Genomic DNA, 20,036 nt, shown 5'->3' with positions numbered 1-20,036 from the left:
GTCTACTCGTCGGCGCTTCCGGTGATGAACAGCACAAGATCACGCTCGCCCATCCCGTGACCGGCGATCCGGGCCGACGGAAGAGCTCCGCGCAAAGCCGCGTGGCGGCCGGGCTCGGCGAGAACAACCAGTGCGCCGCCAAGGTTTGCGAGAACCGCCGCGATCCTTTCGCCAACCGCCTCGTCCCCGTCGAGCGCCAGGACCACGAGCCGGTAGCCGCCGTCCCGCAGCCGGTCCATGCCGACCGCCTGGCCGGGCGCGAAGGTCGCCAAGGCGCCGGCCTCCTCGAGCGCTGCGGCATTGCTCCGGCCGCGCTCGGTTCGACGGTCGATCACCAGCGTCGGCCAGCCTTTGAGGAGGCTCGCCCAGGAAAAAGCGTCGAAGGTCTGAAGTCCGGTCGCCATGACGATGACGATGGCACCTTGCGTCAGGGCGGGCAAGGTTTGTAGAGGAACGGGCGAAGAGGCCTATGGGCCACGACCCCTGCCGCGGGAACGTCCCCGGCCGCTGCTACCGAACGGACCGATCGCATGGACGTCTTCATCCAGGACCTGATGAACAGTTTCGGGCCTTTCGGCATCGCCCTTCTGATGTTCCTCGAAAACGTATTCCCGCCGATCCCGTCCGAGATCATCATGTCGCTGGCGGGCTACAAGGCGGCGACCGGCGAGATGTCGATCATCACCGTCATCGTCGCCGGCTCGATCGGCTCGCTCCTCGGCATCATTCCCTGGTACTACATCGGTTACGCTTTCGGCGAGGAGCGGATCATCCGCCTCGCCGACCGCTATGGCCGCTGGATGACGATGACCGCCGAGGATGTCGAGGCGGCCGATCGCTGGTTCCGGAAGTACGGCTATTGGGCGGTGTCTTTCGGCCGTCTGGTGCCGACGGTGCGCACCTTGATCTCGGTGCCGGCCGGCCTGTCGCGCATGCCGTTCGCGCTGTTCATGGCGGTGTCGTCGGTCGGCACCGTGGTCTGGACGGCGTTCCTGGCGCTGGCCGGCTACTATCTCGGGCAGAATTTCCACGACATCGAGGCCTATGTCGGCCCGGTCTCCAATGCCGTGGTGATCGCCGTGGTGCTGCTCTACCTCTACCGCCTCGTCACCTTCAAGCCGAGCAGCCGCCGGGTCGACCTGCGCTCCGACGAACATCCCCACCGGCACGATTGAGGCCCGCCATGAGCATCGAGCGCATCAAGGGCCGCCGGATCGGTGGTCGCATCGCCGGCCTCTACCGGGCCGGCCTGGAAGATTTCGTCACCACCGCCGTGACGGCGCTGGACCTCGGTTTTGCAGGGATCGAGGGCGACGCCCATGGCGGCCTGACCCGGCGCACCGGTGGCCGCGAGCCCTGGTACAAGCGCGGCACGGAAATCCGCAACGAGCGCCAGCTCTCGCTGCTGGCGGTGGATGAGCTCCAGGCCACGGCCGAGGCGCTCGAACTGCCCGAGCTGAAGCCGGAATGGATCGGCGGCAACATGCTGATCGAGGGCATTGCGAACCTCACCCATCTGCCGCCGCGCACCCTCCTGTTCTTTGCCAGCGGGCTCACGCTGAAGGTCGACGGCGACAACCATCCCTGCAAGCTCGCCGGCCGCGGCATCGCCCGGCATGTCGAGGGGCATCCCGGGATCGAGGCCAGCTTCGTCAAGGCGGCCCGGAACCGGCGCGGTCTCGTCGCCTGGGTCGAGAAGCCGGGCCGGGTGGCAGAAGGCGACGCGTTCGAGGCCGTCATCCCCGACCAGTGGATTTACCCGGTCGCCTGACCCAGCGCCTTGCCGCAGCACTCGGCCACGTCGCCGCGTCAGGTCCGCAAGGCGACAGAGGGGAATGACCCCTCCATTGCTACGTCGGCGGCGCTGCTCCGCCATGGCTTTGCCGAGACCTTGGGACGCAGCGCGATCCACCGCAGGAATGCAAAGCCGGCGGCGATGCCGATGGCCTCGACCAGCACCGAGGGCGGCGAGGTTGGGGTGATGCGGCCGGTGGCGATCAGGAGCCTCAGCACCTGGTCGATGAGGAGCGAGAAGACAGCGCCGTAGCAGAAGACCGGCAGCGGGCGGCGGCCGAGGCGGCTGAGCAGCGCGTCCGGCCCTGCCTCATGCAGCAGCCTGAGGACGGGCGCGTGCGGGAAGCGCAGGAACACCCAGACCAGCGCGAAGAGCGAGAGGACGCGCAGCGGCGATTGCAGCGTCTTGCTGCCGCCTGTCCAGAAGAAGTCGTTGCGGGTGCGGTACCAGTCCTGAAGGTCCGGCAGGATATGCGCGACCACCGCGATCGACAGCACGGACCCCACCAGCAGGCCGAGCGCGAGACCGTCGACCCACGGGATTCGCGGCATCGGGACCTTTCCGACGATGGCGGCCCCGAGCGCCGTTCCCGCGGCAAAGACGAAGGTCCAGGGCAGCATCGTCATCGACAGCGGCTCGCCGGACAGGCTGTTGGGCAAGACCAGCGCGAAATGTCCCGCAACGGCCCAGACCAGGGCTGCCGGCACCAGCGGCAGCCACCAGCGGCGCAGGCTGCACCAGATGAGGGCGGGCGCCACCACCGACAGGAAGACGTAGAGCCGCAGCACCATGGAAAAGCCGATGGATTGCTGCAGGGATATCAGGTGCCAGAGGTAGCGGGGGGCGCCGGACTCGTCTGCGATGGCCTGGGGCCAGTTGGCCAGCATGTCCGGGGGGGCGATCGCCGCCGAAACCGCGAGGATCACTGCCGAGATCGCGATGAGCAGAACGTTCGCGCAGTAAAGTTTCGCCGCTCGCGCCCAGTTGCAAGATAGGATCTGCCGCAAGGACAGGCTCGGACGGCAGCAATAGCTGAGCGATGTGCAGACGCCGGCATTAAAAACGAAGATATCAGAACAATCTATGAGCAGGATTCCGGACGGCGACATCAGATGGAAGACGCCCAATCCGATATGACCGACGAAGATGTTGATCAGGCACAGTCCGCGTATCGTGTCGATCGCATGAATCCGAAGCAAGGCCGTCTCTCCACCCTAGGGCCGAAGACTTCAATAGACATCAGATTGTTAAACTAACAGCTACTGATTGCCGGCTATCTGATAAGAAACAGTGAGTATATTGTTGACTGGCTAAATGTCACTTGGCTTTCTTGAGGAGGCAATGCCGCTGCATTATGTCGGCTTCTGAACAGCATCGGGGCTCATTGGATCGGCACTTGCTTCGCCCTTTCCTCGACCCGCACGGGGCTGATGATAATGCCGCCATTCGGCAACCCGGGCTGCCTTGCCGGCGGCTTGCACTCCTTTGAGGCCGGGAGTATTCAACGAACGAATTGCCCAGTTCGTCCTTGCTTGATTGCTGTCGAAACGTCGGTGTGACCACATCCCCGTAAGGCCCCAGTGCGTGGGGCGAGCGCACGGCGCCAGGAAGACTTCCTCGATGACGGCAACAGAGATGTCGAAGGGCGATCCCGTTCACGGTGACACGGGCACGCACGGCGCCAGTTTCAAGACCCTCCTGATCGGGTCGATCGGCGTCGTCTACGGCGATATCGGCACCAGCCCGCTCTACGCGCTACGCGAGGCGCTGACGCACGCCTCCGCCGGCGGCTTCAGCGAGAGCGAGGTGTTCGGCGTCGTGTCGCTGCTCTTGTGGACGCTGACGCTAATCGTCACGCTGAAATACGTCGTGCTGATCCTCCGGGCCGACAACCAGGGCGAGGGCGGCACGCTGTCGCTGCTGGCATTGGCGATCCGGGCGATGGGACGAAAACCGTTCCTGCTGGCGATCGGCGTCTGCGGTGCCTCACTGTTCTACGGCGATGCGGTGATCACGCCGGCGATCTCGGTTCTGTCGGCGGTCGAGGGCCTGAAGCTCGTGGCGCCCGGCTTCGAGGATTACGTCCTGCCGATCACCATGGCGATCCTCATCGGCCTCTTCGCGATCCAGAGCCGCGGCACCGGCAGCGTGGCCCGCTGGTTCGGCCCGATCACGCTGGTCTGGTTCGCTGTCATGGCGGGGCTCGGGCTCTCGCATATCGGCGATCGGCCGGACATCGTCTACGCCCTCAACCCCGCCTATGCCGTCAGCTTTATCCTCGATCACGGCTTCATCGCCCTCGCGGTGCTCGGATCGGTGTTTCTCGCCGTCACGGGCGCAGAGGCGCTCTATGCCGACATGGGTCATTTCGGCCGCTTCCCGATCCGCGTCGCCTGGTCCTTCGTGGTATTCCCGGCACTGGCGCTGAACTATCTCGGGCAAGGCGCACTGATCCTCAGCCAGCCCGGCGCGATCGAGAACCCGTTCTTCCTGCTCGCCCCCGACTGGGGGGTGCTGCCGCTGGTGTGCCTTGCCACCGTCGCCACCGTCATCGCCAGCCAGGCGGTGATCACCGGCGCCTTCTCGGTGACGCAGCAGGCGATGCTGCTCGGCCTTCTGCCGCGGCTGAAGATCACCCACACATCCGAGACCCAGTTCGGCCAGATCTACATCTCGCGGGTCAACTGGTATCTCCTCATCGTCGTTCTCCTGCTGGTGGTCGCCTTCAAGTCCTCCAGCGGCCTTGCCAGCGCCTACGGCATCGCGGTGACCGGCGACATGGTGATCACCTCCACCTTGGCTTTCGTAGTGTTCTGGAAGGTCTGGAAGTGGCCGCTGGCGCTGGTCGTTGCCGTGCTCGTGCCGCTGATGGTGCTCGAATGCGTCTTCCTCGGCTCGAATCTTCTTAAGGTTCTGGACGGGGGCTACGTGCCGCTTGGCTTTGCCGCCATCCTCGCCTTCCTGATGTGGACGTGGATCCGCGGCACGCGCATCGTCTACGACAAGGCGCACCGCGAGAGCGTGCCGCTCGACGACCTCCTGGCCATGCTCGAGAAGTCGCAGCCGCATGTCGCCCGCGGCACGGCGATCTACCTGACGTCCGATCCGGAGATGGCGCCCTCGGCGCTTCTCCATAATCTCAAGCACAACGCGGTGCTGCACGAGAAGAACGTCGTCGTGACCGTCCGCACCGCCAACGTGCCGCGGGTCAGCGACGAGGACCGGCTCGTGATCGTCGAGATGCGCGACAGCTTCACCAGGATCATCCTCACTTTCGGCTATTCGGAGGAGCCGAACGTGCCGAAGGCGCTGGCGCTGGCCAAGAAGAAGGGGCTGAAGTTCGAGATCATGTCGACCTCGTTCTTCCTCTCGCGGCGCTCGTTCAAGGCGACGGCGAGCTACGGCATGCCGGTCTGGCAGGACCGCATCTACATCGCCATGGCGCGATCGGCGGCCGATGCCACCGGCTTCTACCGGCTGCCGGCGAACCGCGTTGTCGAGCTCGGGCAGCAGTTCGCGATTTAGCGGGCGAACGTCTTCTCTCTTCCCTCTGTTTGTCTCCAGTTTGCGCCCTGATCGGTGTGCTTGAGGCCGACGGTTGAGACCGCGCCGCGCCCCGCTTTGTCCGGAAGAGCGCCGTGTTGCGCGCAAGGGATCGACAATCGCCCGTCCTCGTTAGGCGGTATGTCGAATTTGCTCACCTTGTCGCCGGATCCCTACATCCTTGTTCTCACCGGGTTCGGCGTTCTGATCGCGCTGGTCGCTTGGCTGCCGCTGGCCCTGAAGCGGCTGCCGCTATCGCTGCCGATCGTCTGCATTGCCCTCGGCGCAGGCCTGTTCTCGCTGCCGCAGATCCGCTTCGATCCGATGCCGATGGACTATCCCGAGATCAGCGAGCGGTTCACCGAATTCGTGGTGATCATCGCGCTGATGGGGGCGGGGCTGAAGCTCGACCGGGTGTTCAGCTGGCGACGCTGGGCGGTGACGTGGCGGCTCCTTGCCATCACCATGCCGCTTGGCATTGCTGCCATTACCGGGATCGCCGTCTGGCTGATGGGCTTGCCGCTGGCAATCGCGCTGCTCCTCGGCGCCGCGCTCGCGCCGACCGATCCGGTGCTGGCCTCCGACGTGCAGGTGGGACCGCCGAAATCCGGCGAGGAGGACGAGGTGCGTTTCGGCCTGACCTCCGAGGCCGGGCTGAACGATGGGCTGGCGTTTCCCTTCGTGCACCTTGCCATCGCGCTTGGCCTTGCCGCCTCGACCGGCGAGCCCTGGGCGTTGAAATGGTTCACCGAAAACGTCGTCTGGGAAATCGTCGCAGGCATCGGGGGCGGCTGGCTGGTCGGCCGGGTCTTCGGCTGGCTCACCTTCCGCATTCCCGCCGAGACCAAGCTTGCCAAGACCGGTGATGGCCTGATCGCGATCGCGGCGACCTTCGTCTCCTACGGCGTCACGGAGATCGTGCACGCCTACGGCTTCATCGCCGTCTTCGTCACGGCGCTGACCATCCGCCACGCGCACCGCAACCACGACTTTCAGCGCGACATGCACGATCTGACCGAACAGATCGAGCGGATCGCCATGATGGTGCTCCTGCTGCTGTTCGGTGGCGCACTGGTCAGCGGCCTGCTCCTGCCGCTGCGCGGTGCCGACATCGTCGCGGCCGTGCTGATCCTCCTCGTCGTGCGGCCGCTGACCGGGCTCATCGGCCTCGTCGGGCTGAAGGCGGCGTGGAGCGAGAAGCTGACGCTCTCCTTCTTCGGCATTCGCGGCGTCGGCTCGTTCTACTATCTCGCCTACGGGCTGAACGCGATGCCAGTGGAGGGCGGCGAGCGGCTCTGGGCGATCGTCGGGCTGGTCGTCCTCCTGTCGATCCTCCTGCATGGGCTCAGCGAGACGCCGATCATGCGGCGGCTCGACCGGTTGCACGGCCGCGATCCCGATGCGGGGGAGGCGGGGCCGCCGGGTCTGCAAGGACCAGGCGCCGGCGCGTGAGCTTTTCCTGCAGCGCCGGGGCTGGGCTCAGGCCGGCTGGCGCGAGGGCGCGGTGAGCAGGATCGCTGCACCGAACAGGCCGGAGAGAAGCGAGCCGAGGATCACGCCAAGTTTCACCTCGCCTTGCAGCAGCGCGTCCGTCGGGAAGGCGAGGAGGCCGATGAACAGGCTCATGGTGAAACCGATGCCGCAGAGCACGGCAACGCCGTAGAACTGCTGCCAGCTGGCGCCTTCCGGCAGCCGCGCGATGCCAAGCCGAACGGCGGCGAAGGCGATGCCGACGATGCCGACCTGCTTGCCGATGAACAGGCCGCCGGCGACGCCGAGCGGCACCGGATCGAGGAGGGCCGAAGGGGTAAAGCCGGCGAAGGAGACGCCGGCATTGGCGAAGCCGAAGATCGGGACGATCAGGAAGGCGACATAGGGGTGGATCGCGTGCTCAAGGCGGACCAGCGTGGAATCGCCGGTACGCTTGTCGACGGCGAGCGGGATGGTGAGCGCCAGCACGACGCCGGCCAGCGTCGCATGGATGCCGGACAGGAAGACCAGCACCCACAGCGCCAAGCCGAGGACGAGATAGGGCAGCAGGCTGTGGACGCCCCGTCGGTTGAGCACGGCGAGCACGATCGTGACGGCGGCGGCACCGCCGAGCGCCATCAGGCTGAGCTCGGCGGTATAGAACAGCGCGATGATCACCACCGCGCCGAGATCGTCGATGATCGCCAGCGCCGCCAGGAACACCTTCAGCGACAGCGGAACGCGCGGGCCGAGCAGCGACAGGACGCCGAGCGCGAAGGCGATGTCGGTGGCGGCCGGGATGGCCCAGCCGCGGGTCGTCTCGGGCGATCCGGCATTGAAGGCGAGGTAGACCAGCGCCGGGGCCGCCATGCCGCCGACCGCCGCAAGGCCCGGCAGCACGCGCTGCGGCCAGCTGGCGAGTTGGCCGGTAAGCACCTCCCGCTTGATCTCCAGCCCGACCATCAGGAAGAACACCGCCATCAGCGCGTCGTTGATCCAGTGCAGCACCGACAACCCGCCGACATAGGTCTCGAGGACGCCGAAATAGACCGAGGCCGCCGGCGTGTTGGCGATGACGAGGGCGAGCACCGCCACCGCCATCAAAACGATGCCGCCGGCGGCCTCGCTGGCGAGGAAGCGGCGGATGAAGGAGGGGTTGGCAGAGGCGGGGTGGGACATCGGATCCTGTGCGGCAGCGTGGCTAAGCGGGTGCGAGAGATAGAAGGGCGGGGCTAGTCCGGTTCGTCGTCTTCGTCGTCTTCAACGTCGTCGTCGTCCGGATCTTCGTCCCGGTTAAAGCGATCGTCCACGCCGTCCTCGGAATCCGGGTCGCCGCTGGGGCTGTCGTCCACCGCGTCCGGATCGAGGCGCCGCGTCGCGCCCCAGCGATCGAGGACGGCGTTGATGTCGTCGAGCACGAAGTATCGGGCGGCGTCGCGCTCGTAGCCGTCGCCGAGGAGTATGTCGTAGTCGGTATGGGCGTGGCGGATGTGGGCGACGGCGGATAGCCAGAGCGCGACGGCAGGCGACAGGGTTCGCAGATGGCGGGCACGGGCAGCGCTGCGGATCGCCTCGGCGTCGAGATAGGGCGCCTGCGGGATGGTGAGCGTCAGCGCCCGGGCGATCGCCTTCTGCCGTTCCGTCGCCATCAGGGGCTCCTGGCCTCGTCGAGCGCGGTCAGCATGTCCGCCGCACCCCCGTCTTCCGCGGGCGCCAGCGGCGGCTCGGCGGGGAGGACGTCGACGCTTTCGAAATAGGGCTTGATGTCGAGCACGGCGGTGCCGTCGAGGGTGTCGATGGCATCGATGTCGATCCGGCCCGCCGCGATGTCGATGGCGACGATCCGCACGAGATGCATCCCGATCGGGTTGGGGCGGACGGGCGAGCGCAGCGCGAAGGTGCCGCGCGGCGCTTCCGCATGCCGCGGCGTCTGCAGCGCCAGATCGCGCCGGGCCTCGCCGAGCCAGGACAGCACATGCAGGCCCTGGCCGGCTTCGAGCCCGGTCAAGGCGAGGCGGAACGGCGCGTCGATCTCGATCGATGCGGGCGCGCCGCGTTCCCGGGCGATGCCGACATTCTTCGGGCAGTCCGCCCGGGTCTTCCAGGCCGAGCGGATACGGCCGATGAAGCAGAGCCGGGCATCGTCGGCCTCGGCCGGATCGAGGGCGAAGCGAACTTCGCCGGGACGGATATCGGTGTCGGTGTCCATGCGAGAGGTCTACGGTGTGGCAGGCCACGCGCGCAAGCATTTGCGGTCGGCGGGAGAAGCCGGGTTGAAGATTGCTGACGCGTGATATAAAGATATGTTTATGTCATTCTGCGAGGCCCGCATGCTCGATGCGCCCAAACTATCCTTCGATCTCTCCGTCGACGTCCTTCGGGCGCTGGCCGAGCCGACCCGGCTGCGTCTTGCCCGCTTGCTGTCGCGCAATGATTTGACGGTCACCGACCTCACCGCGATCCTCGGCCAGTCGCAGCCGCGGGTCTCGCGCCACCTGAAGCTTCTCGTCGAATCGCGGATCCTGACCCGTTACCAGGAAGGCGCCTGGGCCTATTTCCGCCTGGCCGATGCGGTCGCCGTGTCCGGCTTGGTGCGCTCGCTGCTGGCTCGCCTCGACGAGACCGATCCGGCGCTGGAGCGCGATGCCGAGCGTCTGGAGGCGGTGCGCCGCGAGCGGGCGGAGCGCGCGGCCGGCTATTTCGCTGAGAATGCCGGACATTGGGACCGCATCCGCCTGCTGCACGCGCCGGATGCCGACGTCGAGAGCCGGCTGCTCGGCCTCGTCGGCGCGGCGCGGATCGACCGTTTCCTCGATGTCGGCACCGGCACCGGGCGGATGATCGAGCTGTTCGCCGGGCGGGTGGAGCAGGCGGTCGGCGTCGATGCCTCGCGCGAGATGCTGCAGCTCGCCCGCGCGAAACTCGAGGCGGCCGGCATCGGCAATGCGCTGGTGCGGCAGGGCGACTGCTATCATCTGCCGGTGCCGCGCGACGACTTCGACCTCGTCACGCTGCACCAGGTGCTGCATTTCCTCGACGATCCGCAGGCGGCGGTGCGCGAGGCCGCCTCGCGGCTGCGGCCGGGCGGCCGGCTGGCGATCATCGACTTCGCCCCGCACCAGCTGGAATTTTTGCGCGAGGAACACGCGCATCTGAGGCTCGGCTTTGCCCGCGAGACGATGTCGGCTTATCTTGAGGAGGCCGGGCTGGACGTCGTCGAGGTCGAGACGCTGGCGCCGGACGGCTCGCAGCCGAAGCAACTGACCGTTACGATCTGGCTGGCCCGCGACCGTCGCCGCCTGATGGCGGAGGCGCCGCGCCGCGCCAGCCCGTCGATCACGATGCTCTAGGGCCTGCATGACGCCGGTCGCCCCGCCGTAAGGCGCGACCGGCCCGCACATGACTTCTGCGCCCGGAAGTGTCCTTGGAGACGCACGGGGCGCCACCGCCGGCATCTTTGTCTTCGAGCCATGCCGGCACCATGAGCCGTTTCAGGACTGCGGAACGCCGCGTCCGATGATCTTCCGGGAGTTTGCCATGGCCTATCCAGCCTCTACCGTTCGCGGCGGCCTCAACGTCTCTTTCGAGTTCTTCCCGCCGAAGTCCGACAAGATGGAGGAGAGCCTCTGGGCCGCGGTCGAGCGGCTGGCGCCGCTGTCGCCGAGCTTCGTCTCGGTCACCTACGGCGCCGGCGGCTCGACCCGCGAGCGCACGCACCACACGGTCAAGCGGCTGCTCGAGGAGACCAGCCTGAAGCCGGCGGCGCACCTCACCTGTGTCGACGCCACGCGCGAGGAGGTGGACGCGGTCGTGCGCCAGTACCGTGACACCGGCGTCCGGCATTTCGTGGCGCTGCGCGGCGACAGCCAGGCCGGCGTCGGCGGCAGCTACACCGCCCATCCCGGCGGCTACCGCAACGCCGTTGAACTGGTGGAAGGGCTGAAGCGGATCGACGATTTCGAGATCTCGGTCTCGGCCTATCCGGAGAAGCACCCGGAGAGCCCGGACTTCGCAACCGACATCGACCTGTTGAAGCGCAAGGTCGACAATGGCGCGACGCGCGCGATCACCCAGTTCTTCTTCGACAACGACGTTTACGAGCGCTACGTCGAGCGCGTCCGCAAGGCCGGCCTCTACATCCCGATCGTGCCGGGCATCGTGCCGATCCACGATTTCACCAAGGTCGCCCGTTTCTCGGCCGCCACCGGCGCCAGCATTCCCGCCTGGCTCGCCGAGCGTTTCGACGGGCTGGAGAACGACCCGCAGACCCGCAGTCATGTCGCCGCGGCGGTGGCCGCCGAACAGGTGCTGGACCTCGTCGGCCGCGGCATCGTCGACTTCCACTTCTACACCATGAACCGGGCCGACCTCGTCTATTCCATCTGCCACATTCTCGGGCTGCGGGAGACGGCGCGCGCCCAACCTGCCGAGGACGCCGCGGCCGCCTGAACGGGAAAGCACACAGCGAAAAGCCGGGGCTCGCACCCCGGCTTCGTACTTGTCTTCCGGCTGAACCGGTACTCGATGGACTAGGGCAGGACCCCGACGACCATGGCGCCAACGAATGCGAAGGCGGCAGAGATCATCAGGAGGTTGAGCGATTGTGTCAGACTCATAGCGATCCTCCTTCTGTCACGAAGCTCAATATTAAGCCTTTGTTCATAGGGGTAAAGAGGCCCGGCGTGCTGCAGCGCACGCGGTTTAACGTTGCGTATCAAAAAGTGTCGACGTTTCAGGGCCTAGCCACGTTGCCGCCACAATAAATAAATTTGCGGATTGTCGTGGAGGCTTCACGAATCGCCGGATTCCTGCCGATTCTTGCACTGCAAGACAGAACCTTCAGATGCCTTTGTAATCACTGAGCTTTTGAGATGAGGGTTTCGAGGCGCGCGGCGATCGCGAGTGCCTCCCGGTCGCGGCCAAAGCGGGTGAGCACGGTGAGGCCGAGCGGCATGCCGTCGGCATCGGCAAGGCCCGGCACGTTGACGCAAGGGTTGCCGGTCAGCGTCCAGAGCTTGTTCATCACGGGATCACCGGTGGACGTCAGCGAGGCTGGCGCTGCACCGAGCGTCGAGGGCACCAGCAGCGCATCGATGCCGTCGAATAAGGCGGTCGCCGCACGGCGACCCTGGCGCGCGGTGCGGCGGGCGGCGTCATAGCTGTCGGGCGTCGTCGCTGCGCCGGCCTCCAACGCGGTCCGCAGGCCGGGGCTCAGCCGGTCGGCAGCGGTGCGCAGTTCGTGCCCGAGGGCGAGGGCGGCCTCGAAATCTTGGATCCGGCCCTGAACCGCGCGCGCCTCGGCGAGCGCTGGCGGCTCCGCCATCTCGACCAGCGTCGCACCGTCCGTTTCGAGAAGGCTTGCGGCGTGCTCCCAGGCGGCCGCCATGGCGGGCGAGAGACGGTGATCCTCGCCGGATCGGTAGAGGCCGATGCGGAGCGGGGCAGGCGGGGTGTCGCCGACCGCGAGATCGCGGCCGGTGACGAGGGCCGCGAGCAGCGCGACGTCGGCGACCCCCGCCGCGAAGAGGCCGGCGGTGTCCAGCGACCAGGCATAGGTCTTCATCCCGACGGTCGGCAGCAAGCGGAAGCTCGGCTTGTAGCCGGCGACGCCGCAGAAGGCGGCGGGGCGGATGACCGAGCCGCCGGTCTGAGAACCCATTGCCCCTGCCACCATGCCCGCGGCGACGGCGGCGGCCGATCCCGAGGACGAGCCGCCCGGCGTATGGCCGAGGCCGCGGGGGTTGCGGGTGCCGGCCGGCTGCATGTGGGCGTATTCGGTCGACACCGTCTTGCCGGCGATGAAGGCGCCTTGGCCGCGGGCCATGGCGACGAGCGCGGCATCGGCGACCGGGCGATTGCCGGCCGAGATGGGTGAGCCATGCTCGGTCGCCATGTCGAACGTGTCGAAATTGTCCTTCACCCCGAGCGGCACGCCGCGCAGCGGACCGGTCGCCGTCCGGGCGGCGTCGATCGTCTCCGCCGGGGCGAGGCGCACGAAGGCGCCGATCTGCCCGTCGAGAGCGGCGATCCGCTCCTGTGTCTCTTGGATCGACCGCTCGGGCGTCGTGTCACCAGCGGCGATGGCGTGGACGAGGGCGGCGAGGCTGAAGGGCTTCATCGGGGGACTCATGCGGTTGCGCGGGCCCGCCACCATCGCCCATCGACTGCGGCAAGTCCGAGGAGAATGAGCGCGAAACCCAGAATTTCCCGGACATCCAGCGCTTCGCCGAGGAACAGGATGCCGAGGAGGATCGCGCTCGCGGGGACAAGGAAGGTTACGAGCGAGGCGTTGGTTGCCCCGGCGCCAGCCACGACCTCGAAATAGAGGATGTAGGCAAAGGCGGTGGAGACGAAAGCAAGGGCCAGCATGGCGAGGATAACGACGGGCGAGAGGTCCTCGATCGCCGCGAAACTGACGCCGCCGGTGGAGACCAGAGCCAGCGGGATCATGACAAGGCTCGAGCCGCAGAGCTGGCCGGTCGCTACCACCACCGGCGGCACGCCGCGGAAGCGCTTGGCGAAGACGCCGGCTGCGGCATAGGAGAGCGTCGCCCCGAGGATGGCAAGGAAAGCGACAAGCGGCGCGCCGCTGCCCCGGCCGATAGCCTCCGGGCCGACGAGGGTCGCAACGCCCGCAATGCCCAGCCCGACGCCACCGAGCTTGCCGGCGCTCAGACGCTCGTCGGCGGTGAAGAGGGCGGCGACGAGGATCGTCCAGAGCGGCGTGGTGGCGTTGAGGATCGACGCAAGGCCGCCGCCGATGGTCTTCTGGCCGATAGCAAGAAGCAGGAAAGGGATGGCGTTGTTGAGAAGGCCGAGCCCGAGGAAGGCGAGGGCGCGCTCGCGCAACGGCGCCAGCTTCTGCCGGGTGAGGACGAGGAAGCCGAGGAGCGCCGTCGCTGCGAGCCCGACGCGGAGCGCCACCAGCGGCAGTGGCGGGATCTCGCGGATGATGATCTGCGTGAAGAAGAACGAGCCGCCCCAGAGCAGCCCGAGGAGAACAAGGAGCGTCCAGAGACGCGGCGTCAGCGCCAAAGGTGCGGTGGGGCGAGCGGCGGGTGGCGTCTGCGCGTCCGCTGCCACCGCCGCGCTGTCATCACCTGGCCTTCTCGGCATGCTCAACCTCCCGTTTCCCGGCCTTCGTGTTGCAGATCGGGTCGCCGCGTGCCACCCGTTTCCCGAAACGGAGAAGGAGCGCCGCGCCGAATCGTGCGAGGCCTTGCCTGCCGTCCCAGGAGAAGTGCGATGCAGAAATTCGAGACCGCCAAGGACGCCGCTTTGGCGCTGCGGCCAGACGTCCCGGTCTACTGCTTCCGTCCCGACGTGCTGGCCGAGGATGCGCGCGCCTTCATCGACGCCTTTCCCGGCGACACCGCCTATGCCGTGAAGACCAATGGCGAGCCGATGGTGCTGGAGACGCTGGCGAAAGCCGGCGTGACCATCTTCGACGTCGCCTCGCCCGGCGAGTTCGCCGCCGTGCGCGCGGTCTCTGAGAAGGCCGAGATGCTCTACATGCACCCGGTGAAGGCGCAGTCCGACATCCGGCTGGCGCTGGAAACCTACGGCATCCGCACCATGTCGCTCGACCACGAGGACGAGGTGGCGAAGATCCTGCGGATCGTGCGCGCGCTCGACCTCGATCCCGGCACGATCACCCTCTTCATCCGCATCCAGACCAAGGGCAGCGCCGCCTACGAGTTGTCGAAGAAGTTCGGCGCGGCGCCGGCGCATGCGGTGGAACTCTTGCAGCGCTGCCACCGCATCGGCTTCAAGGTCGGCATCTGCTTCCACGTCGGCTCGCAGATCGAGGACCCCGAGACCTATGAGCGGGCGCTCGGCTCTGCCGCCTGGGTGCGCAGCCGCGCCGGTGTTCCGATCGCCGGGCTCGACGTCGGCGGCGGTTTCCCCGCCGAATACGGCCACGACCCGAAGTCGAAGAAGCCCGACATGCCGGGGATGGGCCAGATCATGTCGCGCCTGCGCGGCGACATCACCGAATGGGGTTTCGGCGACATCCCGCTGGTAGCCGAGCCTGGCCGCGTGGTGGTGGCGCGCTGCTTCTCGCTGATCGTGCGGGTGCTTCTGCGCAAGGGCCGCCGGCTCTACATCAACGACGGCATCTGGGCCTCGCTGTCGGATTCCTGGACCGGCAAGATCACCTTGCCTGCCCGCTTCATCCCCGATCCTGCCCGCACCCAGCGCAATGGCGATCCGAAGACCATTGCGCCGTTCCGCGTCTGCGGCGCGACCTGCGACAGCGTCGACATCCTGTCGCGCCCGTTCTGGCTGCCGGAGACGGTCGACACCGGCGACTGGATCGAGATCGGCCACATCGGCGCCTACTCGCTCTCGCTGCGCACCCGCTTCAACGGCTTCTACCCCGACACCTTCGTCGAAGTGACGACGCCGTTTGACGCCGGCACCAAACCGGACAGCTTTGCGAGCCTCGAGACGATGGGGGAGTAGGGCGGGCGCCCGCACGGAGGCAGCGCGTAGAGGGCGTCCGAGAGGCTATCGCGTCTGATTGGAGTAGCTGCGCGGCTTGACGGGAATGGCAAATTGCGTGCCGTCATCAGAAGTTGGCGAGCTGTCCTTCCAGAGCACGGCGGAAGGCCTCGGGCTCCCTGTCGGAAACCGTCACCAAGGCGAGGGCGGCAGCATCCGGCAGTTGTAGTCCCGGCGAAGATCGACCCAGTCGAGCTGGTTCGGATCGGTGGAGACCCCGGCGGCTTCGACAAAGGAGACTCCCCGAACAGCCACGTTTTGGGCATCCTTCACGTCACCCCAGTCGAACAGCATGCATCAGGCTAGCGTGCTGCCGACACCGCATCAATCGCTGTTCGAAGTCATGCCTACCCGCATGCCTCACCGCTTCGGCGTGATGTCCTTCATGGTGCCGCTGTCGAGGTCGACCGGATAGGCGTCGAAATGGTCGAGGATCATCCTGGCATTGCGGCGGTGGGACTTGAAGTAGACATCGAAGATGTCGCCGAACAGCGGCACGGCGCCCACCAGCGAGTCGACGCCGATATTGCCGATCATCTTCATCAGCTTGTGCTTGGGAAGGCCGAGCTTGCGGGCCTCGTTGACCATGTAGAGGCCGATCAGGCCGCCGGCCGCGTCGCCGATGCCGGGGACGATGCCGATGACGCTGTCGGCGCCGAAGCGAATGCCCGTGCCGGGAATGGCGATCGCGGTGTCCATCAGGCGGGCGAGCCGGCTGATCCGCTTCAGCCGGCGCAGGCGCTCGACATCGGCGAAGTCGCCGGGACGGTCATAGGTGGCATCGGACATATCTGGTCTTTCCCATCAGCGTCGGCAGCCGGCGCGGCGAGAGGCAACGGCTGCGCCGGGAGCCAGTTCCGCTCACGACACGCCGAAACATGGGGATTAGTTCCTCGGTTCGCAAAGGGCGGCATACGGCAGGGGCGAGCGCGACGTCCGGTTTGTCGCTGCCCGGCGCTTTTTGCGCGCTGCACCATGAAGCGGCCGCAAACATCCGTCCAAAGGGCCGGAGCAGCCAAGCCCGACGGAGGATGATGATTTGCCGGAAGCGGGTGGACACGCGACGGGCCTCGTCGAGATCGCCTTCGTCATCGTCATGGCGATGACGTCGGGCCTCCTGATGATGCGCCTGCGGCAGCCGCCCATGGTCGGCTTCATCCTCGCCGGCGTCGTCCTCGGACCGACCGGCCTCGGCGTCATCGGCGATACCGCCAACGTCTCGGCGCTCGCCGAGATGGGCGTCCTGATGCTGCTGTTCTTCATCGGCATGGAGCTGTCGCTCAAGGCCTTCGTGCAGACGCTGAAGCCGGCGCTGAAGATCGCGCTCGGGCAGCTGCTGGCGGCGATGGCGATTTCCTTCGGGCTGAAGGCGGTATCCACGGCGACGGTGGCGGAGGCGATCATCCTCGGCTTCATCATCGCGGTCTCCTCGACAGTGGTCGCGATGAAGATGCTGGAGGACATCGGCGAACTCCGAACCGATGTCGGACGGATCACCGTCGGCGTGCTGATCGCCCAGGACATCGCCGTGGTGCCGATGCTGATCCTCGCCACCGCACTCGGCGGGGAGGGCGAGATCGCCTGGCTCGGCATCCTCGTGAAAATCGCGCTCGCGGTCGCGGTGCTCGCGGGCCTCCTCTGGTATCTCGGGCGGCGGCCGAAACTGCGATGGACGTTCGCGCCGGCGGTCGAGAACAATGTCGAGATCCTGGCGCTCGGCTCGATCGCCTTCTGCTTCGGCGCCGCTTCGCTCTCCGGCATTGCCGGGCTATCGCCGGCCTACGGCGCCTTCATCGCCGGGCTGATCGTCGGCGCCTCGACGCTGCGCAGCCGCGTGATCCCGGTCATCCAACCGATCCAGAGCGTGCTGCTGGTGGTGTTCTTCCTGTCGATCGGCCTCCTGATCGACCTCACCTTCATCACCGAGAACTGGGGCCTCGTCCTCATCGCCTCGCTGTTCGTGATCGTCGCCAAGACGCTCTTCAACGTCGTCCTGATGCGCTTTGCCGGCCTCTCGCACCGGGTGTCCGTCGAGGCCGGCCTGTCGATGGCGCAGATTGGCGAATTTTCCTTCATCATCGCCGCCGCCGCCTTCGCCTCGGGGGCGATCGGTTCGGACGTCTACCGCCTCGCCATCGCCGTCACGGCGGTGACGCTGCTGGTCTCGCCGGCCTGGATGATCGTCATGCGGCGGATCGAGGGCGAGGCACGTTTCGGCATCGCCGAGTTCCGCGCGGCGCTCGCCGAAATCTACGCCGACCAGCGCGACAATGTCGGCCGCGGCTATCACGCGGCGGAGGATGTCTGGTTCCGGCTGCGTCTCAGCGCACGGGCCATGCGGCGCGCAGTCCGCCGCCGGCGCCGCGGCGGGGCGCGCGTCGGCCTCGGAAATCCGACTCCGGTGCTCGCTCGGGATGTAGACCCCGCACACACCGAAGCCGATGGAGAGGCCGCCCACCCGCAGGGCACGCCGACGAAAGCCCCGGATCTCGTCTCCTGAAGCATCCGCGAATGGGGTGGAGACATTCTGTCAGAGCGACACGCTCCAGCTGCAAAAGATCGAGCGTGCTGGCGCCGAAGGGCCAGCCTATCCAAGCGGATGAGGGCCGCCGGCGGCGCAGATGTCGCCGTTTTGCGTTCCCGGAAGTGCCGTCCGGTTTCGACGGCTCCAAAACCCTTGGTCGAAGGGCTTAGCGGTAGACCATCCTGATCCGGCGGCTGTCGTTGGCGCGGAGATCGAAGGACGTATCGGCAAAGCGCGGTGCCGAGAATTTCGGCATGGCATCGTTGGAGACGGCGATGCCTTCCTTCGGGATGCCGATGAGGTTGGTGTCGAGCTTGCCGTTGTCGTTCTCGTCGTGCAGCGCCGAGATGGCGAAGGTGCCGGATTTGAGGCCTTTAAACACGATGGGCTTGCCAAGCGCTGCGGCCGCGACCGTACGGCGCTCGGCGGTGCGCGACTTGCCGCAATCGGGGAAGTGCTGGCCGTCGGACCACAGGCAGACGGCGACAACGCCCTTGCTGTTGCGCGCGCCGTCGATCTTGAGCGTCAGGTCGGCGGCCGTCGCCGTGGTGGCGGAGGCGGCAAGGCAGAACGCCGCGAGGTGGGTCATGCGCATCGTCAGGTCTCCTGAAACCAAGGAAGAAGGAAGCGGGTTAGGCGGTGGCAGGTCGGCATTCAATCCCCCGGCGCCCAAACGCTCGCCTTGCCGAGCGGCGCGGGTCAGGCCGCGAAAGGCGAGGCGCTGAGGGTCGTCAACAGGCGGTGCAAGGTCGATATCGTCGACATGTCGGCCACGCCATCGACCTTGGCGGGACGGAAATGGCGCTGGAAGGCGACGGTGGCAAGCTGTGTAGCGAGGTCGAAGGCGCCGGTGGCATCGACCGGATAGCCGTAGGCGGCGAGCAGCGACTGGTAGGCCGTGACCGGCTCGCCGGCGTCGCCGAGCCCGAAATAGCGACCGCCGGTGATCGGGGCGGGGGCGACGTAATGGCCGACGCCCTCTGCCGCCAGCCGGGCCCAGGGAAACAGCTCGCCCGGATCCTGCTTGCGGGCGGGGGCAACGTCGGCATGGCCCAGCACGCGTTCCGGCGGGACCGACCAGCGATCGACGATCTCCTTCGACAGCGCGATGACGGCGTCGACCTGGACGTCGGGGAACGCGCGATAGCCATGCTCGTGACCGGGATTGACGATCTCGATGCCGATCGAGCGGGAGTTGATGTCCTCCTTGCCTTTCCACGAGCCGGCGCCAGCGTGCCAGGCGCGGTCGACCTCGCGCACCATCTGCACGATCCGCCCGTCCTCGTGCACAAGGTAGTGGCAGGAGACCTGGCTCCTCTCCATGCAGAGCCAGCGGGCGGCGGCCTCGCCGTCGGCCATGCCGGTATAGTGCAGCAGCAGCATGTCGGGACCGGCGACGTCGCGGCGGGCATTGATGTTGGGCGAGGGCAGGACCTCGCCGACCAGCGGGCTGTCGGGGGTCATCAACGGTGGATATCCATCACGCTGTGCGAAGCCGCGAGACGCTGGCATAGGCGGCGTTGATTGCCTTCATGCGCTCGAGGCCGATGGCCATGAACTCGTCCGGCACACCGCGGGCGGCAAGACGGTCGGGGTGGTTTTCCTTGACGAGATCGAGATAGCGGCTGCGGATCGCGCTGGGGGACTCGTTCGGCGAGATCCCGAGAACGGCGTAGGGACCGTCGTCGCCGGTGGCGACATGGCGGTAGCGGATCACCGCGAACTCGTCTTCCGTCAGGCCGAAGATCTCGGCGATCCGCGCCAGGAAATCCAGTTCGCGGCCATGGATGACGCCGTCCGCCTTGGCGATATGGAAGAGGCCGTCGAGAATGTCGGACAGCACCTCGCATTGTCCGCCATCGCCGCAGAGCACGGTCATCCGCGTGGCGTAGGCCTCGAAGCCTGCGGTATCCTGCTTGGCGAGATCGTAGAGGCGGAAGACGTTGCGCATCTCTTCCGGCGGGATCGAGAAGATCTGCTGGAAGGCGGCGATCTCGGCCTGGCTGACGACACCGTCGGCCTTGGCCATCTTTGCCGACAGCGCGATCATGGCCACCGAGAACGCCACCTCGCGCCGCATCTGCTTGTCGGCGCCGAACAGCGAGCGGATGGTTTCGAACAGCGCTTCCAGCGTCTGCATGCCCTGTGCGGGAAGGGCCCGCAGCAGCACACCAAGGCTCGACAGAATCTGCATGGCTC

At 67.0% G+C, this 20,036-nt stretch carries 20 protein-coding genes; 8 read left to right on the top strand and 12 right to left on the bottom strand.

The features are described 5' to 3' along the window. Nucleotides 1-2: 2 nt before the first annotated feature. On the bottom strand, nucleotides 3-440 hold the full coding sequence (locus ACZLZY_RS06115) for a hypothetical protein (RefSeq protein WP_496253565.1): 438 nt from the start codon (nucleotides 438-440) through the stop codon (nucleotides 3-5). Between the two features lie 90 nt (nucleotides 441-530). Between ACZLZY_RS06115 and ACZLZY_RS06110 the strand changes: the two genes are divergently transcribed. Together ACZLZY_RS06110 and ACZLZY_RS06105 are read left to right on the top strand one after the other, a co-directional pair. Then, on the top strand, nucleotides 531-1,175 hold the full coding sequence (locus ACZLZY_RS06110; RefSeq protein ID WP_472932704.1) for a DedA family protein: 645 nt from the start codon (nucleotides 531-533) through the stop codon (nucleotides 1,173-1,175). Between the two features lie 8 nt (nucleotides 1,176-1,183). Further along, complete coding sequence (locus ACZLZY_RS06105) at nucleotides 1,184-1,771, top strand: MOSC domain-containing protein (RefSeq protein WP_472932703.1); 588 nt, start codon at nucleotides 1,184-1,186, stop codon at nucleotides 1,769-1,771. Nucleotides 1,772-1,809: 38 nt separating this feature from the next. Here ACZLZY_RS06105 and opgC read toward each other — a convergent pair whose 3' ends face one another. Continuing rightward, nucleotides 1,810-2,994 carry an OpgC domain-containing protein gene (gene opgC, locus ACZLZY_RS06100; RefSeq protein WP_472932701.1) on the bottom strand — a complete coding sequence of 395 codons (1,185 nt, stop codon included), beginning with the start codon at nucleotides 2,992-2,994 and terminating at the stop codon, nucleotides 1,810-1,812. Nucleotides 2,995-3,415: 421 nt separating this feature from the next. Here opgC and ACZLZY_RS06095 point away from each other — a divergent pair, with 421 nt between their 5' ends. Both ACZLZY_RS06095 and ACZLZY_RS06090 read left to right on the top strand, forming a co-directional pair. Next, entirely contained in the window at nucleotides 3,416-5,320 is a 1,905-nt protein-coding gene (locus ACZLZY_RS06095) for a potassium transporter Kup (RefSeq protein ID WP_472932700.1), read from the top strand. A 159-nt stretch (nucleotides 5,321-5,479) separates the two neighbouring features. Continuing rightward, nucleotides 5,480-6,790: a cation:proton antiporter gene (locus ACZLZY_RS06090; protein ID WP_472932699.1), complete on the top strand. Its 1,311-nt coding sequence runs from the start codon at nucleotides 5,480-5,482 to the stop codon at nucleotides 6,788-6,790. Between the two features lie 27 nt (nucleotides 6,791-6,817). Here ACZLZY_RS06090 and nhaA read toward each other — a convergent pair whose 3' ends face one another. From nhaA to tsaA, 3 genes are read right to left on the bottom strand one after another with little or no spacing between them, the layout of a single operon-like run. After that, nucleotides 6,818-7,987: a Na+/H+ antiporter NhaA gene (gene nhaA / locus ACZLZY_RS06085; protein WP_472932698.1), complete on the bottom strand. Its 1,170-nt coding sequence runs from the start codon at nucleotides 7,985-7,987 to the stop codon at nucleotides 6,818-6,820. Between the two features lie 53 nt (nucleotides 7,988-8,040). Next, complete coding sequence (locus ACZLZY_RS06080) at nucleotides 8,041-8,457, bottom strand: DUF2293 domain-containing protein (protein WP_472932697.1); 417 nt, start codon at nucleotides 8,455-8,457, stop codon at nucleotides 8,041-8,043. Next, nucleotides 8,457-9,017, bottom strand: coding sequence for a tRNA (N6-threonylcarbamoyladenosine(37)-N6)-methyltransferase TrmO (tsaA, locus tag ACZLZY_RS06075; protein WP_472932696.1), 561 nt, complete (start codon nucleotides 9,015-9,017; stop codon nucleotides 8,457-8,459). Before tsaA ends, ACZLZY_RS06080 begins: the two co-directional genes overlap by 1 nt. Nucleotides 9,018-9,117: 100 nt before the next feature. On the opposite strand from tsaA, the gene ACZLZY_RS06070 reads away from it, so the two are divergent. Further along, nucleotides 9,118-10,158, top strand: coding sequence for an ArsR/SmtB family transcription factor (locus ACZLZY_RS06070; protein ID WP_472932694.1), 1,041 nt, complete (start codon nucleotides 9,118-9,120; stop codon nucleotides 10,156-10,158). 187 nt (nucleotides 10,159-10,345) lie between these two features. Next, complete coding sequence (gene metF, locus ACZLZY_RS06065; RefSeq protein ID WP_472932692.1) at nucleotides 10,346-11,257, top strand: methylenetetrahydrofolate reductase [NAD(P)H]; 912 nt, start codon at nucleotides 10,346-10,348, stop codon at nucleotides 11,255-11,257. A 406-nt stretch (nucleotides 11,258-11,663) separates the two neighbouring features. Here the strand turns inward: metF and ACZLZY_RS06060 are convergent, their stop codons facing one another. Further along, entirely contained in the window at nucleotides 11,664-12,926 is a 1,263-nt protein-coding gene (locus tag ACZLZY_RS06060) for an amidase (RefSeq protein ID WP_472932691.1), read from the bottom strand. An 8-nt stretch (nucleotides 12,927-12,934) separates the two neighbouring features. Beyond that, nucleotides 12,935-13,924, bottom strand: a complete 990-nt coding sequence (locus ACZLZY_RS06055) for a DMT family transporter (RefSeq protein WP_472932689.1) — start codon at nucleotides 13,922-13,924, stop codon at nucleotides 12,935-12,937. 129 nt (nucleotides 13,925-14,053) lie between these two features. On the opposite strand from ACZLZY_RS06055, the gene ACZLZY_RS06050 reads away from it, so the two are divergent. Beyond that, entirely contained in the window at nucleotides 14,054-15,274 is a 1,221-nt protein-coding gene (locus ACZLZY_RS06050; protein ID WP_472932687.1) for a type III PLP-dependent enzyme domain-containing protein, read from the top strand. 171 nt (nucleotides 15,275-15,445) lie between these two features. Here ACZLZY_RS06050 and ACZLZY_RS06045 read toward each other — a convergent pair whose 3' ends face one another. Then, entirely contained in the window at nucleotides 15,446-15,568 is a 123-nt protein-coding gene (locus ACZLZY_RS06045; RefSeq protein ID WP_472932686.1) for a BrnT family toxin, read from the bottom strand. A gap of 105 nt (nucleotides 15,569-15,673) precedes the next feature. Then, the gene (locus tag ACZLZY_RS06040) at nucleotides 15,674-16,102 is read right to left on the bottom strand and encodes a DUF4112 domain-containing protein (RefSeq protein WP_472932685.1); all 429 of its coding nucleotides are present in this window, start codon (nucleotides 16,100-16,102) and stop codon (nucleotides 15,674-15,676) included. 250 nt (nucleotides 16,103-16,352) lie between these two features. Here ACZLZY_RS06040 and ACZLZY_RS06035 point away from each other — a divergent pair, with 250 nt between their 5' ends. Further along, the gene (locus tag ACZLZY_RS06035) at nucleotides 16,353-17,813 is read left to right on the top strand and encodes a cation:proton antiporter domain-containing protein (RefSeq protein ID WP_472932684.1); all 1,461 of its coding nucleotides are present in this window, start codon (nucleotides 16,353-16,355) and stop codon (nucleotides 17,811-17,813) included. A gap of 190 nt (nucleotides 17,814-18,003) precedes the next feature. On the opposite strand, the gene ACZLZY_RS06030 is transcribed toward ACZLZY_RS06035, so the two are convergent. The 3 genes from ACZLZY_RS06030 to ACZLZY_RS06020 form a co-directional block, all read right to left on the bottom strand. After that, nucleotides 18,004-18,432 (bottom strand): DUF2141 domain-containing protein, encoded by a 429-nt coding sequence (locus ACZLZY_RS06030; protein WP_472932683.1) that lies wholly within the window; start codon nucleotides 18,430-18,432, stop codon nucleotides 18,004-18,006. A gap of 104 nt (nucleotides 18,433-18,536) precedes the next feature. Further along, nucleotides 18,537-19,301: an N-acetylmuramoyl-L-alanine amidase gene (locus ACZLZY_RS06025; protein WP_472932682.1), complete on the bottom strand. Its 765-nt coding sequence runs from the start codon at nucleotides 19,299-19,301 to the stop codon at nucleotides 18,537-18,539. A 16-nt stretch (nucleotides 19,302-19,317) separates the two neighbouring features. Next, on the bottom strand, nucleotides 19,318-20,031 hold the full coding sequence (locus ACZLZY_RS06020) for a TerB family tellurite resistance protein (RefSeq protein WP_472932681.1): 714 nt from the start codon (nucleotides 20,029-20,031) through the stop codon (nucleotides 19,318-19,320). Nucleotides 20,032-20,036 lie beyond the last annotated feature (5 nt).

The organism is Mesocryomonas lacus, from assembly GCF_055730135.2.
The sequence above is the reverse complement of the archived record's forward strand: the minus strand, read 5'-3'. Positions and strand labels throughout refer to the sequence as shown.

What these genes read in the sequence shown, in the direction of transcription:
- ACZLZY_RS06060 (WP_472932691.1), bottom strand. Translation starts at nt 12,926, where the DNA reads ATGAAGCCCTTCAGCCTCGCCGCCCTCGTCCACGCCATCGCCGCTGGT.
- metF (WP_472932692.1), top strand. Translation starts at nt 10,346, where the DNA reads ATGGCCTATCCAGCCTCTACCGTTCGCGGCGGCCTCAACGTCTCTTTC.
- nhaA (WP_472932698.1), bottom strand. Translation starts at nt 7,987, where the DNA reads ATGTCCCACCCCGCCTCTGCCAACCCCTCCTTCATCCGCCGCTTCCTC.
- tsaA (WP_472932696.1), bottom strand. Translation starts at nt 9,017, where the DNA reads ATGGACACCGACACCGATATCCGTCCCGGCGAAGTTCGCTTCGCCCTC.
- ACZLZY_RS06030 (WP_472932683.1), bottom strand. Translation starts at nt 18,432, where the DNA reads ATGCGCATGACCCACCTCGCGGCGTTCTGCCTTGCCGCCTCCGCCACC.
- ACZLZY_RS06070 (WP_472932694.1), top strand. Translation starts at nt 9,118, where the DNA reads ATGTCATTCTGCGAGGCCCGCATGCTCGATGCGCCCAAACTATCCTTC.
- ACZLZY_RS06080 (WP_472932697.1), bottom strand. Translation starts at nt 8,457, where the DNA reads ATGGCGACGGAACGGCAGAAGGCGATCGCCCGGGCGCTGACGCTCACC.
- ACZLZY_RS06020 (WP_472932681.1), bottom strand. Translation starts at nt 20,031, where the DNA reads ATGCAGATTCTGTCGAGCCTTGGTGTGCTGCTGCGGGCCCTTCCCGCA.
- ACZLZY_RS06040 (WP_472932685.1), bottom strand. Translation starts at nt 16,102, where the DNA reads ATGTCCGATGCCACCTATGACCGTCCCGGCGACTTCGCCGATGTCGAG.
- ACZLZY_RS06090 (WP_472932699.1), top strand. Translation starts at nt 5,480, where the DNA reads ATGTCGAATTTGCTCACCTTGTCGCCGGATCCCTACATCCTTGTTCTC.
- ACZLZY_RS06050 (WP_472932687.1), top strand. Translation starts at nt 14,054, where the DNA reads ATGCAGAAATTCGAGACCGCCAAGGACGCCGCTTTGGCGCTGCGGCCA.
- ACZLZY_RS06105 (WP_472932703.1), top strand. Translation starts at nt 1,184, where the DNA reads ATGAGCATCGAGCGCATCAAGGGCCGCCGGATCGGTGGTCGCATCGCC.
- ACZLZY_RS06110 (WP_472932704.1), top strand. Translation starts at nt 531, where the DNA reads ATGGACGTCTTCATCCAGGACCTGATGAACAGTTTCGGGCCTTTCGGC.
- ACZLZY_RS06095 (WP_472932700.1), top strand. Translation starts at nt 3,416, where the DNA reads ATGACGGCAACAGAGATGTCGAAGGGCGATCCCGTTCACGGTGACACG.
- ACZLZY_RS06025 (WP_472932682.1), bottom strand. Translation starts at nt 19,301, where the DNA reads ATGACCCCCGACAGCCCGCTGGTCGGCGAGGTCCTGCCCTCGCCCAAC.
- ACZLZY_RS06055 (WP_472932689.1), bottom strand. Translation starts at nt 13,924, where the DNA reads ATGCCGAGAAGGCCAGGTGATGACAGCGCGGCGGTGGCAGCGGACGCG.